The sequence below is a fragment of the Burkholderia sp. AU33545 genome (assembly GCF_020419685.1).
Classification (GTDB): Bacteria; Pseudomonadota; Gammaproteobacteria; order Burkholderiales; family Burkholderiaceae; genus Burkholderia; species Burkholderia diffusa.
Map to the genome: position 1 here is coordinate 1 of NZ_JAIZRQ010000007.1, position 19,099 is coordinate 19,099.

Genomic DNA, 19,099 nt, shown 5'->3' on the forward strand with positions numbered 1-19,099 from the left:
CGTCGCTGTCGACCTCCACGTCGACTGGTCTCTCGTCGGCAACTAGCTCGATCAGTTCGCTGTCCACCTCGACCTCGACGGGCATCAACTCGCTGTCCACGGGCCTCAGCTCGACCAACAGCTCGGTTACGTCGCTGTCGTCGTCCACGTCGACCGGCCTCTCGTCGGCCAATAGCTCGATCAGTTCGCTGTCCACGTCGACCTCGACCGGCATCAACTCGTTGTCCACGGGCCTCAGCTCGACCAACAGCTCGGTCACGTCGCTGTCGTCGTCCACGTCGACGGGTCTCTCGTCGGCTAATAGCTCGATCAGCTCGCTCTCCACGTCGACCTCGACGGGCATCAACTCGTTGTCCACGGGCCTCAGCACTGTCGCGACCAAGACCGACAATCTGGGCAGCAGCACCGCCGCAGCCCTCGGCGGCGGCGCGAGCTACGACCCGGCAACCGGCACGGTTTCCGCTCCGTCGTACACGACGTACAACGCGAACGGCACGACGTCGACCGCAAACAGCGTCGGCTCGGCGATCGACAGCATCAACAACCAGGGCATCAAGTACTTCCACGCGAATTCGACAGCAGCCGACAGCCAGGCGCTCGGCACCGATTCGGTCGCGATCGGCCCGAATGCCATCGCCAACAACGCCGGCGACGTCGCACTCGGCAGCGGCTCCGTCACTGGAGCGCCCAACGCGACGCCGACGGGTACCGTCGGCGGCGTGACCACCACGTTCGCGGGCGGCAATCCGAGCAGCGTGGTGAGCGTCGGCAATGCGAGCACGGGCACCACGCGCCAAATCACCAATGTCGCGGCAGGCCAAATCACGGCGACCAGCACGGACGCGATCAACGGCTCCCAACTCTTCGCGACCAATTCCATCGTGGATTCGCTGTCGACGACGGTGTCGTCGTCCAGCAGCGCGATCTCGTCGCTGTCGACCGGCATCACTTCGTTGTCGACGGGGCTTAGCTCGACCGATAGCTCGGTGGCTTCGCTTTCGTCGTCGACTTCGACGGGGCTGTCGTCTGCCAATAGCTCGATCTCGTCGCTGTCCACGTCGACCTCGACCGGCATCAGCTCGCTGTCGACCGGCCTCAGCTCGACCGACAGCTCGGTGGCTTCGCTGTCGACTTCCACGTCGACCGGCCTCTCGTCGGCAACCAGCTCCATCAGCTCGCTGTCCACGTCGACGTCGACGGGCATCAACTCGCTGTCGACCGGCCTCAGCTCGACCGACAGCTCGGTGGCATCGCTGTCGACCTCCACGTCGACGGGCCTCTCGTCGGCAACTAGCTCGATCAGCTCGCTGTCCACGGGGCTGAGCTCGACCGACAGTTCGGTGGCATCGCTCTCGACCTCCACGTCGACTGGCCTGTCGTCGGCAACTAGCTCGATCAGCTCGCTGTCCACGTCGACCTCGACTGGCATCAACTCGTTGTCCACGGGCCTCAGCTCGACCGATAGCTCGGTGGCGTCGCTGTCGACCTCCGCATCGACCGGTCTCTCGTCGGCAACCAGTTCGATCAGCTCGCTGTCCACGTCGACTTCGACGGGCATCAACTCGCTGTCCACGGGCCTCAGCTCGACCGACAGCTCGGTCGCTTCGCTGTCGACCTCGACGTCAACCGGCCTCTCGTCGGCAACTAGCTCGATCAGCTCGTTGTCCACGTCGACCTCGACTGGCATCAACTCGTTGTCCACGGGTCTGAGCTCGACCGACAGTTCGGTCGCTTCGCTCTCGACCTCGACGTCGACCGGCCTGTCGTCGGCAACCAGCTCGATCTCGTCGCTCTCCACCTCGACCTCGACGGGCATCAACTCGCTGTCGACGGGGCTCAGCTCGACCGACAGCTCGGTGGCATCGCTCTCGACCTCCACGTCGACCGGTCTCTCGTCGGCAACCAGCTCGATTTCGTCGCTCTCGACGTCTACCTCGACCGGCATCAGCTCGTTGTCCACGGGTCTGAGCTCGACCGACAGTTCGGTCGCTTCGCTGTCGACCTCCACGTCGACCGGTCTCTCGTCGGCAACCAGCTCGATCTCGTCACTCTCGACGTCGACCTCGACCGGCCTCTCGTCGGCAACCAGTTCGATCAGCTCGCTGTCCACGTCAACCTCGACCGGCATCAGCTCGTTGTCCACGGGCCTCAGCTCGACCGATAGCTCAGTGGCTTCGCTGTCGACTTCCACGTCGACCGGCCTCTCGTCGGCAACTAGCTCGATCAGCTCGCTGTCCACGGGTCTGAGCTCGACCGACAGCTCGGTGGCTTCGCTCTCGACCTCCACGTCGACCGGTCTCTCGTCGGCAACCAGCTCAATTTCGTCGCTCTCGACGTCTACCTCGACCGGCATCAGCTCGTTGTCCACGGGTCTGAGCTCGACCGATAGCTCGGTGGCTTCGCTGTCGACCTCCACGTCGACCGGCTTGTCGTCGGCGAATAGCTCGATCACGTCGCTGTCCACGTCGACTTCGACCGGTATCAGCTCGTTGTCGACCGGCCTGAGCTCGACCAACAGCTCGGTGGCTTCGCTGTCGACCTCCACGTCGACCGGCTTGTCGTCGGCGAATAGCTCGATCACGTCGCTGTCCACGTCGACTTCGACCGGTATCGGCTCGCTGTCCACCGGTCTGAGTTCGGCCAATAGCGCAATCACGTCGCTGTCGACCTCGACCTCGACCTCGATCGAAGCCGCCAAGACGCACTACTACAGCGTCAACGACAATGGCACGCAGCAGGCGAACTACAACAACAACGGCGCAACCGGCATCAACGCGCTCGCTGCCGGCACGAATGCCAGCGCGTCTGGAGCCAGCAGCGTTGCGGTCGGCGACGGTTCGAACGCGTCGTCCGACGGCGCGGTCGCGATCGGCCAGAGCGCTTCGGCAACCGGCGGCAAGGCCGTGTCGATCGGCGTCGCGAACACCGCAAGCGGTGACGGTGCGGTGGCGATCGGTGATCCGAACGTTGCTACCGGCACCGGAGCGGTGGCGATGGGGGCGAACAACACGGCAACCGGCATCGGCGCGGTAGCGCTCGGCAATACCAATACGGCGGCCGGCGACGGCTCGATCGCCCTCGGCAACACGTCGACTGCTGCTGCAGCAGGCTCGCTGGCCTTCGGTTCGAACGCGGTCGCGAAGAACGTGAACGACGTCGCGCTCGGCACGAATTCGATCACGGCCAACGCCAACGCGACGTCGAGCGTGACGATCGGCGGTGTCACTTACCTGTTCGCCGGCAGCACGCCGACGAGCGTGGTGAGCGTCGGCGCACCGGGTGCGGAACGTCAGATCACGAACGTCGCCGCAGGGCAGGTGTCGGTCACCAGCACGGACGCGATCAACGGCAGCCAGCTCAACGCGACGAACCTGGCGGTCAACAGCCTGTCGACGTCAACCGCGTCGAACATCTCTTCGCTGTCGACTGGTATCGGCTCGCTGTCCACCAGCCTGAGTTCGACCAACAGCAACCTCACGTCGCTGTCCACATCGACCTCGACCGCGATCAACTCGCTCTCGACGGGTCTGAGCTCGACGAACAGTACGGTGACGTCGCTGTCCACGTCGACTTCGACAGGCATCGGCTCGCTGTCGACTGGCCTGAGCACGACGAACAGTACGGTGGCCTCGCTGTCGACCGGCGTGACGAACATCAGTAGCACGGTGAACCAGTTGTCGACGACGATCAACCAGAACCAGACGCGCATGGCCAACAGCAACGGCGTCGCGGCCGACATGAACGGTACCGGAAATGATCGGCCGTCCGTGACAGCCGGCTCGAACTCGGTGGCGATCGGTGCGAATTCGACGGACGGAGGTCGCTCGAATGTGGTGTCGGTAGGCAGCGACACGCAACAGCGCCAGATCACCAACGTCGCACCTGGCACGCAAGGCACCGACGCGGTCAACCTGAACCAGTTGAATGAATCCATGTCGCAGTCGAATCAATACACTGATCAGCGGATCAATGAGGTATCAACGCAGGTGAACCAGGTCGCGAAGGCCGCATATGCCGGTGTTGCCGCTGCCACGGCGTTGACGATGATTCCTGACGTAGACCTTGGGAAAACGATCGCGGTAGGTATCGGTGCAGGCACTTACAAGGGCCAACAGGCCGTGGCGTTCGGTGCATCCATCCGGTTTACTCAAAACGTCAAGGGGAAGATTGGCGCGGGTTATAGCTCGCAAGGCACCAGCGTTGGCGTCGGTGCAGCGTACCAGTGGTAAGTGTGGGTTGAGATCGAGTCGATCGGAGGCTAGATGGCTTTCGATCGACAAATAATCGGTTTTGCCGAAAAAGCTGCCGATACACCGTAATTCTTGTCTGCAATGTATCCGCTCCATACGAGAGACAACCATGAAATTGTCGTATGCCACTTCGTTAATATCTGCCGCCTTTCTGGCGGGCTGTTCGGCATCCGGACCGACCTACAACGCCTCCGAGCTTCTGCCGCGCGACGGCGTGCGCACGTTCCGGGTTGACTGCCAGGGGCTGCTGTCCACCTCGCAGACTTGCATGAAGGTTGCCCGCAGGATTTGCAGCGACCAGCCCGTGCGCATCGTTGATTCGGGCCGTGCACTGCGCGACGATTCCGACCCCGTGATGCTGGTGTTCCAGTGCGGTGCTGCTGCTGCATCGGCACCGGCCGCTGAACCGGCGCCTGCACCAATCCCCGCCGACCACGTGAGCTTTGCGGGCGATGCGCTGTTCGCGACGGGCATCGCTACGCTCGCACCGGGCGCGCCTGCTTCGCTGGACAGGATGCTGAGCAATCGCGAAGACCGCACGTATTCACAAGTTACGATTACCGGCTATACGGACTCGGTTGGCAGCGACGCCGCCAACCTCGATCTGTCGAAGCGCCGCGCCGAGACCGTCGCGGGCTATCTAATCGCGCACGGGCTGAAGGCGAAGACGCTGAAGGTTACGGGTCGCGGCGCCGCGGATCCGGTTGCCCCCAATGCGACGGCCGAGGGCCGTGCCAGCAACCGACGGGTTGAAATCGTGCTCACCAGGTAGCCAAATTGCGGAGTTCAAGTGAAAGACATCGAACCGCTACTGTTCACATCAACGTTTAAAGGACGAATTGCTTGAGTTGTTGAATGCTGGCGAAAACGTGTCGAATGCAACCTTTAATCCGGCCTGCGCCTTCGAGCTGACACCTTGGGATCTCAAATAAATGGAGTGAGTGGATGAGTATTCCGAGTGATTCTTGTGCCGAAGAGATTGGGGGAGAGTGGGATTCCGTGTGGCATCGAATCTTTCTCGAGGCAAGGGAAAATTTCGGGTTGGCGACAGAGGGGGAATTCGACGGATTGGAAGGACACATCTATGTTCTGGCTTACGACTTTGGCCTCGCACAGGGAGTGTGCGGAGAGAATTCGATGGTAGGCGTCGGAATCCGGAAGGGATTGATGGATGCAATTCGTATGTCGTCGATCAACCCGTCCCCCCAATTACTTAACATGGCGATCGAGCTTGGCATAAAGCATGGAATTTCGATAGCAGAACGAATTCGATCCGAGATTTTTATGTCAAACACAGCTATAAACTTTTCCAAGTTTCATGCTGATAAATTGAAATTCAAACAAATAAAATAAAACCCGTAAATTCCCATAAATTCATTTTCTTGATTTTACTGAGGCGACATATCCGCTGACGCTGTTCGGATCGTGTATTTTCGATAAGTCGCACCGTCGCTGACCAGCGCGGATTGCTTGTCGATCTCGAGAAATTGAAACGGGTTATCGACACGACGCGGATCACCAGGCGAAGCTAATCGCAGAGCGCGTACTGGCATTGCACACGGAATGCGGAGTCGACATTCATGCGATCGTTCATCGTAAGGAACTCAGGTCGCGCATACTCGGGAAGGGCGAGGCCAGATACCTGGAACCCGAGACAGGGGTCACGTGGACCGGAAGGGGACGGATGCCTCGATGGCTTATTGGCCAGAACCTCAAGAAATTCGCGATTGCCACCGAAACGGGAAGCAATATGGAATCCGAGCAATCTCGACTGAATCTCGGTCAGCCATCCACGGATCAAGCCGGATCAAAAATTTCAGCCGCCCAGGCGTGTTCGTATTTCACCGCCCGCGGCATGGCATGCCGACATCCGGGCGGCGGTGAAGACGAACGCCACCGACTTTGAGGATGGCGTGATGGTTCGCGGTCCGCGAAAAGTGAGGCACTTACTCGACGCTCAATTCCGGTCACCGGACGGGACCCGCTGCCGGGCGACGCGCGCGGGCAAAGGCAGAATGCGCGGAAACACGTTCTCCGACCTGAACAGCTTGTGCGCCACCGCGCCCAGCACGTGCAGGCCGACCAGCGCGGCGAGCCCGTAAGCCGTCAGCGCGTGCAGTTCTCCCAGCCAATGCGACAGCTCGCGACTCCTGGGCACCAGGGTCGGTAGCGAGAAGAGCCCGAAGCAGCTGGCCGTGTGCCCGGCCGCGTTCGTCTTCATCCACCCGAGCACGGGAATGGCGAACATCAGCACATAAAGCAGCCCGTGGACGCTGCGTTCCGCGAAATGGTTCAGCGTGCCGGCCGGATTGACCGATGGCGGGAGGCTGCGGCGCATACGCAGCCGATTCACGATACGAAGCGCCACGAGCCCAAGAATGGCGATGCCGATCGATTTGTGCAGGCTGACGAGGTCCTCGTTGTCGTCGAGCAGCAAGCCGACGATCAGGTTGCCGATCAGCGCGGCGGCCAGCAGCCAGTGCAGCAGGCTGATCGACAGTGGATAGCGGGTATTGGTTTTCATGACGGGAATGCCTGTTCAGTGGCGAAAGCGTGCCCTGCTCGGGTTATCCGAGCAGGTCGTGATAGTGCTTCTTCGTACCGTCTATCCGGCGCAACGCCTGCTTTGCGGCGGGTAGATCATTGGCCTGGATGGCCCGGTCGACCGCGGTGAATTCATCCCGCAATGTGCGCATGCCTTCGTCGTAAGTCGGTTGGTCATTGCGATACCGCTGGCGGCTCGCCTGCTGCGCATCGCTTTCGAGCCGGGTCACGTAGCCGTTCATTTCCGGAATCGTCCGGCTGTTCATGGCACCCTGCATCGCGTGCTTCATGTCTCGCATCAGCGTCTTGATCTCGCCTGCGGACGCCGGCGCGGCAGCCACGAAAAGCAACGCGCCCAGCGTTGCGCAAAAACGGAGTCGGAACGGTAGCCTGTTCATGGTCGTCGATTCGATTGCGAGTGTCGGTGACGGCGACCATAGAATGCCGACGTTAACGGATTCTTAAGGACCGCATTTTTCCCCGCCGTGCTTGATGCCGGTCGGTTTCTACGGTTATCGTGCGCCAATGGACGCCATGTCCCGACCAAAAGGAACGCGACACCATGCGGGTGTTACTCGTGGAAGACGACAAGCTGATCGGCAGCGGGGTGGAGGATGGCCTGATCGAGGCCGGCATGACGGTCGACTGGGCGCACGATGGCAGGCATGCGCAGCTCGCGCTCGAAACCACGCCGTATGACCTCGTCGTGCTCGATCTCGGCCTGCCCCGCATGTCGGGAGTCGAATTGCTCGACTGGCTTCGCAAGCGCCGCGACCATACGCCGGTGCTGGTCATGACCGCGCGCGACACGGTGGCCGATCGCGTGAGCGGCCTGAGCGCGGGCGCCGACGACTACATCGGCAAGCCGTTCGACCTGACCGAACTGATCGCCCGATGCCGTGCGCTCGTGCGACGCTCGCAGGGCCGCAGCACCGACACGATCGAATATGGCGACCTGTCGGTCGATCCTTCGTTGATGACGGTAACGCGCGGCACCGAACGGATCGCGCTGACGTCGCGCGAATGCGCATTGCTGGTCGAACTGCTGGCGAATCAGGGCCGCCCGCTCTCGCGTACGCAGCTCCAGGACAGCCTCTACGGCTGGAACGAAGAAATCGAAAGCAATGCGATCGAAGTGCATGTGTCGAATCTGCGCAAGAAACTGGGGGCCGAATTGATCCGCACGATTCGAGGTGTCGGCTACGTGGTGGAGAAAGCGTCGTGATGCGCTCGATCCGGCAACGGCTGACCTTACTGGTGCTGTCGGGTGTCGTGGTGGTCTGGGCGTATTCGCTGGTGTCGAGCTATCGCCAGGCGATCCACGAAGCGGAGGAGTGGGACGAAACCCGCCTCGAGCAGATCGCAAGAGCGTTCGTCGCGCTCGATGCGTCCGATCTGCCGGTCTTCGCGGACATCGTCCTCGGCTCGGGGGAAGACAACGATGGCGACAACGATGCATCACCGCGCATGCTGTATCAGATCAGTGACGCGGGCGGACGAATCCTGGCCGCCAGTCCGGGGCTCGACTCGCTCGATCTGCCGGTGTCTCCCGCTGCCGCATCGAGCCCGATCCGGTTCGGCAATTCGAAGTGGCACGCGTACGTGGTGACCGATGCCGCGCGCGGCCGCACCGTGCGCATCTTCGAACAACGCACGCACCGTTCGGACTTGTCCGCGGAGGTGGCGCGCCGTGTCGCGCGGCCGCTCGCATTCGCGTTGCCCGTGCTGGCCGTGTTGATCTGGCTGGCGATCGGACGCAGCCTGACGCCGCTACGGACGCTGTCGGAGGCAATCGCCGCACGTTCCCCCGACAGCCTCGATGCAATCGGCACGAAGGGCATTCCCGACGAAGTGCGGCCGCTGGTTGCCGCACTGAACACGTTGCTGCAACGTCTGCGAGGCTCGCTCGATCGCGAGCGCGCATTTACCAGCGACGCCGCGCACGAGCTCAAGACCCCGCTCGCCGCGCTCAAGGTCCAGGCACAGGTCGCGCTTACCGCACGCGATCCGGACCGTCAGCGGCGCGCGATGCAACGGGTGGTCGAGGGCGTAGACCGAAGCACGCATCTGGCGGACCAGCTGCTTGCACTGGCGCGACTTGACGAAACCGTCCCGATGCCCGGCGAGGACGTCGATCTCGCGCGCGTGGTGCAGAACTGCATCGACGACCACCAGGCGCGCGCCGATCGCAAGCAGATGTCGCTGATTTCATGCGTCGGCGGTCCGGTTATCGCACATGCATCGTCGACGCTTCTGCGCGTCCTGCTCGACAATCTCGTCGATAACGCGATCAAGTACGGTCGCGAACAGGGGCGCGTCGAAATCACGTCGTGGCAGGATGCCGGCGCGATCCGCCTGCAGGTACGGGACGACGGACCCGGCGTCTCGGAAGAAGATCTGTCCCGACTGCAGGATCGCTTCTTTCGCGGGGCGGATCACGACGAAAGCGGCAGCGGCCTGGGGCTGTCCATCGTCGCGCGCATCGTGGCAAAACTCGGCGGGAGTCTGACGTACATCGACGGGTTGAGCGGCAACGGGTTCGGCGTGCGCGTGACGTTGCCGTCATCGGCGTGACCGAAGCGGTGATTCCGGGTCCGCCCCTGTCTTTCACATCCGATGCGTTCGACGACGTGAAGTTAACGTTGCCTTCAGTTTGGCGGAGCATGCTGTCTCTACGGCAGAAGAGGTGTCCTCGGATGCCGACCCTGTTCACTGGAGGTCGAGATCATGAAATTCGCAATCCGTACCATCGTGCTGGCGGCGGCCATCATCCCCGCATTCGCATTGGCAGCTCAATCAGGCAGCGGCCTGACCCGAGCGGAAGTCCGCGCCCAGATCACGCAGGTCGAGCAAGCCGGTTACAACCCGGCCCGAAAGGACATTCACTATCCGCAATCGATCCAGCAGGCCGAGGCACGCATCCGGTCTTCCGAATCGACGCCGCAGGCCGATGTGTCGGGCTATGGGCCGGCATACGGGGCGGGGGCCGACTCGGGAGCCGCGATCCAGAATCATGCCGCGGCGCCTCGGTTGTACACGCATCATTGACGGCACACACGCGAGCGGTCGGAGCGCCCACGTTCAATACGACTTGCCGGCAACGGTCGCCGACTCGAGCTCACGCGTGATGATCCGGGTGCCGGCGGTATCCGCGACCGACTTGACCAGACCGACGCCTGGCGCGAGCCAGTCGTCGGCGTCCGACGTGCTGGTCAGCGCCGGATTGTGGAACGTCTCGGTGGTCTGATGGTGACACGTGTTTTCGAACACCTTGCCGTGCTTCAGGCTGACCGTTTCTCGCGCACGTACGCGCCGCCGTCTGAACACCGCCTGACGGAAAGACGGGCTATCCACGTTCGATGAACAGAAGCCGGCGTGCGTCCAATACGCCGGCGTCCGAATCCCCAGGGTGAACCGGTTAGGTAATTTGGTGCGCCGGCGCGCACTGCGAGGGCAACCGCCGCCGCCGGCGCCGGCTCATGCACTGAAATGGGGAATGCAGTTCGCCGGAATTCCTGTCTGGTGCCGGCGCGGCAAGCGTTACACGGCGATGGCCCGGTTTTTGCTGGAGTTGTTTTGGCCGCGCAACGGTTGCGCGCTGCCCGACGACATACCAGACAAGGAAGATTCACCGTGAGCCCGACGACTCGACCGTTCCCCCGCCGCACCTGGCTGGCTGCGCTGATCGCAGCCCCCGTGATGGCGCTGTTCGCTGCTGCGCCGGCCCATGCCGACGCGCTCGACACCATCGCGAAAAGCGGCGCGCTGCGCGTCGCGGTGCCTGAAGACTATCCGCCGTTCGGCTCGGTCGGCACGGACATGCAGCCGCAGGGCTACGACATCGACATGGCCGAGCTGCTCGCCAAATCGCTCGGGGTGAAGCTGAAGCTGGTGCCCGTCAACAGCGCGAACCGGATTCCGTATCTGACGACCAACAAGGTCGACATGGTGATCTCGTCGCTCGGCAAGACGCCGGAGCGCGAGAAGGTCATCGACTTCTCGACGGCGTATGCGCCGTATTTCCAGGGCGTGTTCGGGCCGGCGGACGTGAAGGTGAGCGCGCCCGCCGACCTGACCGGGAAGACGGTCGGCGCCACGCGTGGCGCGCTCGAGGAGATCGCGCTGTCGCAACTCGCACCGAATGCGACGATCAAGCGCTTCGAGGACAACAACGCGACGATCCAGGCGTTCCTGTCGGGGCAAGTGCAACTGATCGCCGCCGGCAACATCGTCGCGGCGGCGATTCTCGCGAAGAATCCGCCGCGTCGGCCCGAGGTCAAGTTCGTGATCAAGAACTCGCCGTGCTTCGTCGGCGTCAACAAGAACGAACCGCGCCTGCTCGCGAAGATCGACGATGCGATCGCGCATGCGAAGCAGGACGGCACACTGGGTGCGATGTCGAGGAAGTGGCTCGGCCAGCCGTTGCCGGCCGGCCTGTGACGAACCGCCGTGCCACCTGATACCTCGCCGCGGCCGGCACCGCCGGTGCGGTGGGCGTCATCGTCAGAACCCGAATTTACTCAATCGTCATGAGCTATCAGCTTCAATTCGGCGAGCTTGCCGAATACGCCGGCGTGTTCGCGAGCGGCGCGGCGATCACGCTTGCGCTGACTGCGGTCGCAACCGTGCTCGGCGTGGCAATCGGCGTGCTCGGCGCGGCCGCGTACAGCGCCGACGCGCCTGCGGTGGTGCGGCTGCGCCCGCTGATCGGCGCGTACGTCGAGGCGATCCGCAATACGCCGTTCGTCGTCCAGCTGTTCTTCATCTTCTTCGGATTGCCCGCGCTCGGCGTGCACATCGACGAATACACGGCCGCGATTCTCGCGATGACGCTCAATCTCGGCGCGTACTCGGTCGAGATCGTGCGCGCGGGCGTCGCCGCCGTCCCGAACGGACATCTGGAGGCGGCATCCGCGCTCGCGATGTCGCGCGCGCAGATGCTGCGCCACGTCGTGCTGCCGCAGGCGCTCGCCAAGGTGTTTCCCGCGCTCTCGAGCCAGATCGTGATCACGATGCTCGGTTCGGCGGTCGTGTCGCAGATCTCGGTGGCCGATCTGACCTATGCGGCGGGCTACATTCAGTCGCGCAACTTCCGCGCATTCGAGACGTATTTCGTCATCACGCTCGCGTATCTGGCGATGGCGCTGCTGCTGCGTGGCGCGCTCGGCACGATGGGGCGCCGCCTGTTCTCCCGCCGCGTACGAGGTGCGCGATGACCGATTTCACGTTCGGGCAGATTCTCGCGAACCTGCTGCTGGCCGCGCGCTGGACGATCGTGCTGTCGATCGTGTCGTTCGTGTCCGGCGGCCTCGTCGGCCTCGGGCTGCTCGTGATGCGCGTGTCGGGTTCGACGGTGCTGCGCGGCTGCGCGAAGCTGTATATCGAGATATTCCAGGGCACCCCGTTGCTGATGCAACTGTTCATCGTGTTCTTCGGCCTGCCGCTCGTCGGGCTCGACGTTCCGCCGTGGGTTGCGGCCACGGCGGGGCTGACGTTCTTCACCAGCGCGTATCTCGCGGAAATCTGGCGCGGCTGCGTCGAGGCGGTGCCGAAGGGGCAGTGGGAGGCGTCGGCGAGCCTGGCCATGAGCTACGTCGAGCAGTTGCGTCACGTGATCCTCCCGCAGGCCGCCCGCATCGCGATCGCACCGACGGTCGGCTTCGGCGTGCAGGCCGTGAAGGATACGGCACTGGTATCGATCATCGGCTTCACCGAGCTGACGAAGGTCGGCATCGCGATCTCGAACGCGACGTTCCGGCCGTTCGTCGTGTATGGCCTCGTCGCGCTGATCTATTTCGCGCTCTGTTATCCGCTTACCCGCTATGCGCGCACGTTGCAAAGGAGATGGCATGCCGCTCGTTGAAACCCGTGGTCTCGAAAAGAACTTCGGCACCCATCATGTGCTCAAGGGCATCGATTTCTCCGTCGAGCGCGGGCAGGTCGTATCGATCATCGGCCGCAGCGGTTCGGGCAAGAGCACGCTGCTGCGCACGCTCAACGGGCTCGAGGGCATCGACGCGGGCACGATCTCGATCGACGGCGAACGCGTCGACGCGCGGCACGCGGACCTGCGTGCGCTGCGGCTCAAGGTCGGGATGGTGTTCCAGCAATACAACCTGTTTCCGCATCTGAGCGCCGGGCAAAACGTGATGCTGGCGCAGTCCGTCGTGAAGAACACGCATCGCCAGCAGGCGCGCGCGATCGCGGAGCTGATGCTCGAACGCGTCGGCCTCGGCGACAAGTTCGATGCGTTCCCGGAGCAGCTGTCGGGCGGCCAGCAGCAGCGCGTCGCGATCGCGCGTGCGCTGGCGATGAAGCCGAGCGTGCTGCTGTGCGACGAGATCACGTCCGCGCTCGATCCCGAACTCGTCGGCGAGGTACTGAGCGTCGTCGAGCAACTCGCGCGCGAGGACATGACGCTGATCATGGTCACGCACGAGATGAACTTCGCGCGTGCGGTGAGCGACCGGATCGTCTTCATGCACCAGGGCAGGGTGTGGGAGAGCGGGACGGCCGAAGAGATCTTCGAGCGGCCGCAGACGGTGGAATTGGCGCGCTTTCTGGGCAGCGTCCGGAACACGGAAGCCGTTGCGCGCTGATCGGCCACGCCTGCGCGGTGCTGACATCGTCACCCGGATCGCCGACAATCCGGCGTGTGCGCCGCGCCCGCGCGCGCCGAGCCGCCCGAGAGAGTCCTCCATGACCGGAATATCCATCAGGTCCGCCAGCCTCGACGATGCGCAGGCGATCGCCGATTTTCACGTCAAGGTCTGGCGGCATACCTATCGCGATCTCGCGCCGGCGCAAGCGCATGCCGCCCTCGACGAGCAGTATCGCGGCAGGAAATGGCGGGAGAAGCTGGCGTCGAACGAGCGCGACCAGCTGGTGCTCGTGGCGCAAACTGGTTACCGGATCGTCGGCATCGGCGCAGCCGGCGCGCCGTCGGAGCCGATTTTCGGCGGCCGTGGCGAAATCAAGTTTCTTTACGTCGATCCCCACTTCAAGCGTCGCGGCATCGGCCGCATGCTGCTTGCGCAACTCGCAACGCATCTGCAAGCGTTACGGTATCCGGGCGCCGCGTTGAGTGTCGTCAAGGGAAACGCGGCCGCGATCGCGTTTTACGAGGCGTTGAACGGCCGGTTCGCGGGCGAGTACGTCGATGCGGGGCCGATCTGGCGATCGCAGAACATCGTCATGGTGTGGGACGACTTCGCGAGCCTCGTTTCCTGACGTCCAGCCCGACCGCAAGCGAGCGCGCGCATTACGCGAGCCGCGCGCGCAACCACGTGGTGAACGCGGTCACGAGCGGTGTCTCGGTCAGTTCGTGACGCGTGACGAGATAGTACGCATGACGTGACGGCACCGTTTCGCTGAACGGCCGCACGAGCGTGCCGTCGATCAGGTCGTCGCGCACCGACAGGCTGTCGCCGAGTGCAACGCCCTGGCCGTGCACCGCGGCTTCGACGCCGATGTGCGCGTTGCCGATCTCGAGGATGCGGATGCCCGGCAGCCGGTCGGCCTTCGCTTCGGCCAGCCAGCGCATCCACGAGCCCGCGTGCTCGCAGAACAGCGTGCGCCCCGCGAGATCCTGCACCTTGCGGATCGCATCGCGCCCGTTCATCAGCGCGGGGCTCACGACCGGGAACAGCGCCGGATGCTCGAGCAGCTCGACGTGCCGGTTGCGCCAGTTGCCTTCCCCGTAGCGGATGCAGACGTCGACATCCGGCGAATAGATCTCGCGCTCGTCGTTCGACGGAATCACCTTCAGATGGATGCCCGGATAGCGCTCGAGAAAATCGCCGATGTGCCGGGCGAGCCAGCGCGACGTCAGCGACAGTGGCGTCGACACGACGAGATCGCCGACGGCGGCCGGCGAATCGAGCCTGACGGTAGCGTTCGCGATGATGTCGAACGCCGTGCCGACCGGCTCCAGCAGCGCTTCGCCTTCGGGCGTAAGCTTCACGCGCGCCTTTGATCTGACGAATAGGGCGACGCCGAGCGTGCTCTCGAGAATCCGGATCTGGTGGCTCACCGCGCTCGCGGTCACGTGCAGTTCGTCGGCGGCGGCCGATACGCTGCCGCGCCGGGCGGCGGCCTCGAACGCGCGAAGCGGGTTCAACGGGGGGAGGCGGTTGCGCATCGGCGAGCGTGTCGGCGAGGACGGTGCTGAGAAAAATTTCATTTAAGCGGATTCAATTTCTCGCTACAACAAAAAAAATTGAATGCCTACAGTGAGGGCACTCCAACCGAGACGAGGTCGTCCGCAATGAGCCTTACCGAACCGATCGAGCGCCTGTGGGGCGGTCGCTTTCAGTCGAAACCGTCCGAGGCGCTGCAGAACCTGTCGCGCTCCGATCCGAGTTTCTACCGACTCGTCCCGTACGACCTGGCAGGCTCCCGCGCGCATGCACGCGAGTTGAACCGTGCCGGCATCGTGAATGACGACGAGCTCGCGCAGCTGCTGGCCGCGATGGACGGCATCGCGCGCGACCATGCGGCCGGTGCGATCGCGCCTTCGCTCGCCGACGAGGACGTGCACACGTTCCTCGAACGCGTGCTCACGCAGCGGCTGCCGGCGCTCGGCGGCAAGCTGCGCGCCGGGCGCTCGCGCAACGACCAGGCGGCGAACGACCTGCGTCTGTACCTGCGCGACAAGGCGCGCCAGCTCGTACGCGGCGTGCTCGACCTGCAGGATGCGCTGGTCGGCCAGGCAAGCCGGCACATTGACACGGTCACCGCCGGCTTCACCCACCTGCAGCCCGCGCAGCCGATCGTGTTCGGTCATCAGCTGCTCGCGCATGCGCAGTCGCTGTATCGCGATGCCGACCGCCTGGTCGACTGGGACCGCCGCACCGCACGCTCGCCGCTCGGCGCGGCCGCGCTGGCCGGCTCGGCGATCTGCGTGCACCCCGATCTTTCAGCGCAGGAGCTCGGTTACGACGCGCCGTGCGAGAACTCGATCGACGCGGTGGCCGCGCGCGATCACGTCGCCGAATTCGCGTTCGTCACCAGCATGCTGGCGGTTGATCTGTCTCGCCTGTCGGAAGAAGTGATCCTGTGGACGTCCCGGCAATTCCGCTGGGTGGAACTCGACGACGGCTACGCGACGGGCAGTTCGATCATGCCGCAGAAGAAGAACCCGGACATCGCGGAACTCACGCGTGGCAAGGCGGGGCGCCTGATCGGCAACCTGACCGGCCTGCTCGCGACGCTCAAGTCGCTGCCGCTCGCATACAACCGCGATCTCGCGGAAGACAAGATCGCCGCGTTCGATTCGATCGACACGCTCGAACTCGTGCTGCCCGCCATGGCGGGGATGATCCGCACGATGCGCGTCAACGTCGACGAGATGCGCCGCCAGGCGCCGCTCGGCTTCACGCTCGCGACCGAAGTCGCCGACTGGCTGGCGCTGTCGGGCGTGCCGTTCAGCGAGGCGCACGAGATCACCGGCGCGCTCGTGCGCGCGTGTGAACGCGACGGCATCGAGCTCGCGGATGCCAGCACGGAGCAGCTGCAGGCCGTCGACGCTCGCCTCGCACCGGCGGTGCGCGCGCATCTGACGCTCGACGCGGCCGTCGCCGCTCGCGGCGGCGCCGGCGGCACGTCGCCCGCGCGCGTGCGCGAGCAGATCGGCCGCCTGAGCAACGCGATCGAACGCCAGGCCGCGTGGGCGGCCGACTACCGGGGGCCATCATGCTGAGCGCATCCGATTCGCACCGTCTCCACGGCGCACCGGCCGCGGGCGTCGCCGCGGCGGACGACACCGCCGCACTCGTGCGCGTGCGCCGGCGCTACTGGGGCCGCTATGTCGCGTCGATCGCGATCATCGCCGCGCTCGCCTACGTGGCGCTCGCGTTCGCGCGCGGGCAGATCGAATGGCGCGTCGTCGGCCAGTTCCTGACCGCGCACTCGATCCTGACCGGACTCGGCAACACGATCGTGATGACCGTCCTCGCGATGACGCTCGGCATTGTGCTCGGGGTCGTCACCGCGGTGATGCGGCTGTCGTCGAACCCGGTGCTCGGTGCGATCGCGCAGGGCTACATCTGGCTGTTCCGCGGTACGCCGGTGATCCTCCAGCTACTGCTGTGGTTCAACCTCGCGCTGGTGTTTCCGACGCTCGGCATCCCGGGGATCGCCGAGTTCCGGACCGTCGACGTGATGACGCCGTTCCTCGCGGCGGTGCTGGGGCTCGGCATCAACCAGGGCGCGTATACGTCGGAAGTCGTGCGCGCGGGGTTGCTGTCGGTCGACACCGGCCAGTACGAGGCCGCGAAATCGATCGGCATGGCGCGCCTGCAGGCACTGCGCCGGATCATCCTGCCGCAGGCGATGCGCGTGATCGTGCCGCCGATCGGCAACGAGCTGATCGGCATGGTCAAGCTGACGTCGCTCGCGAGCGTCGTGCAGTACGCCGAAATGCTGCACAACGCGCAGAACATCTACTACGCGAATGCGCGCGTGATCGAGCTGCTGATCGTCGCGGGCATCTGGTATCTCGCAGTCGTCACCGTGCTGTCGTTCGCGCAGGCTCGTGTCGAACGGCGCTTCGCACGCGGCGCAGGCCGCGCGGCGGGCCGAAAATGAGCGGTACGACCCACAACCCTAAGGAGAACGTCATGACGAACGCGGTCGTTCGCGCGGTCGACGTGCGCAAGTCGTACGGCGATTTCCAGGCGCTGCACGGTATCACGCTCGACGTCGCGCAGGGCGAAGTGCTGTGCATCATCGGGCCGTCCGGCTCCGGCAAGAGCACGTTCCTGCGCTGCATCAACCAGCTCGAGACGATCAGCGCGGGCGCGCTGTGGGTCAACAGCGAGCTGGCCGGTTACCGGCGCACGGGCAACCGGCTCCACGAGCTGTCGGAGCGTCAGGTCGCGCGCCAGCGGCTCGCGACGAGCATGGTGTTCCAGCGCTTCAACCTGTTCCCGCACAAGACCGCGCTCGAAAACGTGATCGAGGGGCCTGTGCAGGTGCTCAAGCGCCGCCGCGCGCAAGCAGAAGAAGAGGCCCGCGCGCTGCTCGCGCGCGTCGGCCTTGCGCACAAGTGCGACGCGTTTCCGGTCGAGCTGTCGGGCGGCCAGCAACAGCGCGTCGCGATCGCGCGGGCGCTCGCGATGCATCCGCAACTGATCCTGTTCGACGAACCGACGTCGGCGCTTGACCCCGAACTCGTCGGCGAAGTGCTGGCCGTGATGCGCGATCTTGCGAAGAGCGGGATGACGATGATCGTCGTCACGCACGAGCTCGGCTTCGCGCGCGAGGTCGCCGATCGCGTCGTGTTCATGGACGCCGGACGGATCGTCGAGAGCGGGCCGCCCGACCAGGTGCTGTCTGCACCGACGCATGCGCGCACCCGCGACTTCATCTCAGCCGTGATTGCCTGAGCGGATCGCGCCGCCGACGAGACGTGCAACGCAGCACCGCGGTACCCCCTTACACCACCACGACAAGGCGACACCCCATGAAAGCATCCGTCCTGACCCGCACGCTGGCCGCTGCCGCATTCGGCACGCTCGCGCTTCATGCCTCCTTCGCGGTCGCCCAGGCCGCGAACGTCAAGCGCACGCTGAACGTCGCGATTGTGCCGAACTACCCGCCGTTCGAATACAAGGACCCGGCGACCGACAAGCTCGCGGGCTTCGACGTCGATCTCGGCGAGGCGCTCGCCGCGAAGATGGGCGCGAAGCTGAACTGGGTCGAGACGAGCTTCGACCAGATGATGAGCGCGGTCGCGACGCAGCGCGTCGACATGATCCTGTCCGGCATGACCGACCTGCCGACGCGTCGCGATGCGGTGACGTTCGTCGACTACATCGAGACGGGGCCGCAGTTCTACGTGCTGAAGACGCGCGCGGGCGAGTTCGCGCAGATGGGCGCGCTGTGCGGCAAGCGCGTCGGGTCGAGCCGGCGCACGTCGTTCCCGGACAATACGACGGCGTGGAGCGCGGAGAACTGCGTGAAGGCCGGCAAGCCGGCAATCGTGGTGGTCGGCACCGACGGCTCGTCGGATGCGCGCATGCAGCTGCGCCAGAACCGCATCGACGCGGCCGTGCAGGGCGGCGAGACGCTGCCTTACCAGAACAGCCTCGAGCAGAACGCCTACGCGCCGGTCGGCAAGCCGTTCATGTCGCAATACACAGGCATCGGCGTCGCGAAGAGCAACACCGCGCTGAGCGGCGCGCTGACGACGGCGCTCAACCAGCTGATCGCGGACGGTTCCTACCAGAAGATCCTGGCGAAGTGGGGACTGCAGGAGCACGCGGTGACGAAGGCGATGATCAACGGCACGCACTGAGCGCGCG

The 19,099-nt window shown here is 64.5% G+C and carries 21 protein-coding genes; 17 read left to right on the plus strand and 4 right to left on the minus strand.

The window, feature by feature from the left end:
• From LGM71_RS22840 to LGM71_RS22855, 4 genes are all read left to right on the plus strand, one after another.
• Positions 1-4,229 (plus strand): YadA-like family protein (locus LGM71_RS22840; RefSeq protein WP_226117018.1); only part of this gene is annotated, 4,229 nt, incomplete at its 5' end.
• A gap of 130 nt (positions 4,230-4,359) precedes the next feature.
• On the plus strand, positions 4,360-5,022 hold the full coding sequence (locus LGM71_RS22845; RefSeq protein WP_124906109.1) for an OmpA family protein: 663 nt from the start codon (positions 4,360-4,362) through the stop codon (positions 5,020-5,022).
• Positions 5,023-5,195: 173 nt separating this feature from the next.
• Positions 5,196-5,603, plus strand: a complete 408-nt coding sequence (locus LGM71_RS22850; RefSeq protein ID WP_226116486.1) for a hypothetical protein — start codon at positions 5,196-5,198, stop codon at positions 5,601-5,603.
• A gap of 199 nt (positions 5,604-5,802) precedes the next feature.
• On the plus strand, positions 5,803-6,156 hold the full coding sequence (locus tag LGM71_RS22855) for an H-NS family nucleoid-associated regulatory protein (RefSeq protein WP_413226902.1): 354 nt from the start codon (positions 5,803-5,805) through the stop codon (positions 6,154-6,156).
• A gap of 51 nt (positions 6,157-6,207) precedes the next feature.
• On the opposite strand, the gene LGM71_RS22860 is transcribed toward LGM71_RS22855, so the two are convergent.
• Positions 6,208-6,774: a cytochrome b gene (locus LGM71_RS22860; RefSeq protein WP_124906112.1), complete on the minus strand. Its 567-nt coding sequence runs from the start codon at positions 6,772-6,774 to the stop codon at positions 6,208-6,210.
• Between the two features lie 43 nt (positions 6,775-6,817).
• Positions 6,818-7,192: a cytochrome b562 gene (locus LGM71_RS22865; protein WP_226116487.1), complete on the minus strand. Its 375-nt coding sequence runs from the start codon at positions 7,190-7,192 to the stop codon at positions 6,818-6,820.
• 164 nt (positions 7,193-7,356) lie between these two features.
• On the opposite strand from LGM71_RS22865, the gene LGM71_RS22870 reads away from it, so the two are divergent.
• From LGM71_RS22870 to LGM71_RS22880, 3 genes are all read left to right on the plus strand, one after another.
• Positions 7,357-8,019, plus strand: a complete 663-nt coding sequence (locus tag LGM71_RS22870) for a response regulator transcription factor (protein ID WP_059602812.1) — start codon at positions 7,357-7,359, stop codon at positions 8,017-8,019.
• Positions 8,019-9,368, plus strand: coding sequence for an ATP-binding protein (locus tag LGM71_RS22875; protein ID WP_226117022.1), 1,350 nt, complete (start codon positions 8,019-8,021; stop codon positions 9,366-9,368). The genes LGM71_RS22870 and LGM71_RS22875 overlap by 1 nt, the downstream gene beginning before the upstream one ends.
• A gap of 153 nt (positions 9,369-9,521) precedes the next feature.
• Complete coding sequence (locus LGM71_RS22880) at positions 9,522-9,842, plus strand: DUF4148 domain-containing protein (RefSeq protein WP_124906118.1); 321 nt, start codon at positions 9,522-9,524, stop codon at positions 9,840-9,842.
• Between the two features lie 33 nt (positions 9,843-9,875).
• On the opposite strand, the gene LGM71_RS22885 is transcribed toward LGM71_RS22880, so the two are convergent.
• Positions 9,876-10,148: a hypothetical protein gene (locus LGM71_RS22885; protein WP_226116490.1), complete on the minus strand. Its 273-nt coding sequence runs from the start codon at positions 10,146-10,148 to the stop codon at positions 9,876-9,878.
• Positions 10,149-10,290: 142 nt separating this feature from the next.
• Here LGM71_RS22885 and LGM71_RS22890 point away from each other — a divergent pair, with 142 nt between their 5' ends.
• The 6 genes from LGM71_RS22890 to LGM71_RS22915 all read left to right on the plus strand — a co-directional run bounded on the left by LGM71_RS22890 (position 10,291) and on the right by LGM71_RS22915 (position 14,024).
• A complete protein-coding gene (locus LGM71_RS22890; RefSeq protein ID WP_185633766.1) occupies positions 10,291-10,431 on the plus strand; it encodes a hypothetical protein in 141 nt (46 codons plus the stop codon).
• On the plus strand, positions 10,428-11,234 hold the full coding sequence (locus tag LGM71_RS22895) for a transporter substrate-binding domain-containing protein (protein WP_059602822.1): 807 nt from the start codon (positions 10,428-10,430) through the stop codon (positions 11,232-11,234). The genes LGM71_RS22890 and LGM71_RS22895 overlap by 4 nt, the downstream gene beginning before the upstream one ends.
• A gap of 89 nt (positions 11,235-11,323) precedes the next feature.
• Positions 11,324-12,010 (plus strand): amino acid ABC transporter permease, encoded by a 687-nt coding sequence (locus tag LGM71_RS22900; protein WP_124906120.1) that lies wholly within the window; start codon positions 11,324-11,326, stop codon positions 12,008-12,010.
• Positions 12,007-12,657 (plus strand): amino acid ABC transporter permease, encoded by a 651-nt coding sequence (locus tag LGM71_RS22905; protein ID WP_124625151.1) that lies wholly within the window; start codon positions 12,007-12,009, stop codon positions 12,655-12,657. Before LGM71_RS22900 ends, LGM71_RS22905 begins: the two co-directional genes overlap by 4 nt.
• A complete protein-coding gene (locus tag LGM71_RS22910) occupies positions 12,644-13,393 on the plus strand; it encodes an amino acid ABC transporter ATP-binding protein (RefSeq protein ID WP_226116491.1) in 750 nt (249 codons plus the stop codon). Before LGM71_RS22905 ends, LGM71_RS22910 begins: the two co-directional genes overlap by 14 nt.
• The gene (locus tag LGM71_RS22915) at positions 13,383-14,024 is read left to right on the plus strand and encodes a GNAT family N-acetyltransferase (RefSeq protein WP_226116493.1); all 642 of its coding nucleotides are present in this window, start codon (positions 13,383-13,385) and stop codon (positions 14,022-14,024) included. Before LGM71_RS22910 ends, LGM71_RS22915 begins: the two co-directional genes overlap by 11 nt.
• 31 nt (positions 14,025-14,055) lie before the next feature.
• Here the strand turns inward: LGM71_RS22915 and LGM71_RS22920 are convergent, their stop codons facing one another.
• Entirely contained in the window at positions 14,056-14,934 is an 879-nt protein-coding gene (locus LGM71_RS22920; RefSeq protein WP_124625148.1) for a LysR substrate-binding domain-containing protein, read from the minus strand.
• 126 nt (positions 14,935-15,060) lie between these two features.
• On the opposite strand from LGM71_RS22920, the gene argH reads away from it, so the two are divergent.
• From argH to LGM71_RS22940, 4 genes are all read left to right on the plus strand, one after another.
• Positions 15,061-16,494 (plus strand): argininosuccinate lyase, encoded by a 1,434-nt coding sequence (gene argH / locus LGM71_RS22925; RefSeq protein ID WP_124625145.1) that lies wholly within the window; start codon positions 15,061-15,063, stop codon positions 16,492-16,494.
• A complete protein-coding gene (locus tag LGM71_RS22930) occupies positions 16,488-17,381 on the plus strand; it encodes an amino acid ABC transporter permease (protein WP_226116495.1) in 894 nt (297 codons plus the stop codon). Before argH ends, LGM71_RS22930 begins: the two co-directional genes overlap by 7 nt.
• A complete protein-coding gene (locus LGM71_RS22935; protein WP_319000396.1) occupies positions 17,378-18,181 on the plus strand; it encodes an amino acid ABC transporter ATP-binding protein in 804 nt (267 codons plus the stop codon). Before LGM71_RS22930 ends, LGM71_RS22935 begins: the two co-directional genes overlap by 4 nt.
• Before the next feature lie 77 nt (positions 18,182-18,258).
• A complete protein-coding gene (locus LGM71_RS22940) occupies positions 18,259-19,092 on the plus strand; it encodes an ABC transporter substrate-binding protein (RefSeq protein WP_226116499.1) in 834 nt (277 codons plus the stop codon).
• The last annotated feature ends 7 nt before the right edge of the window (positions 19,093-19,099 follow it).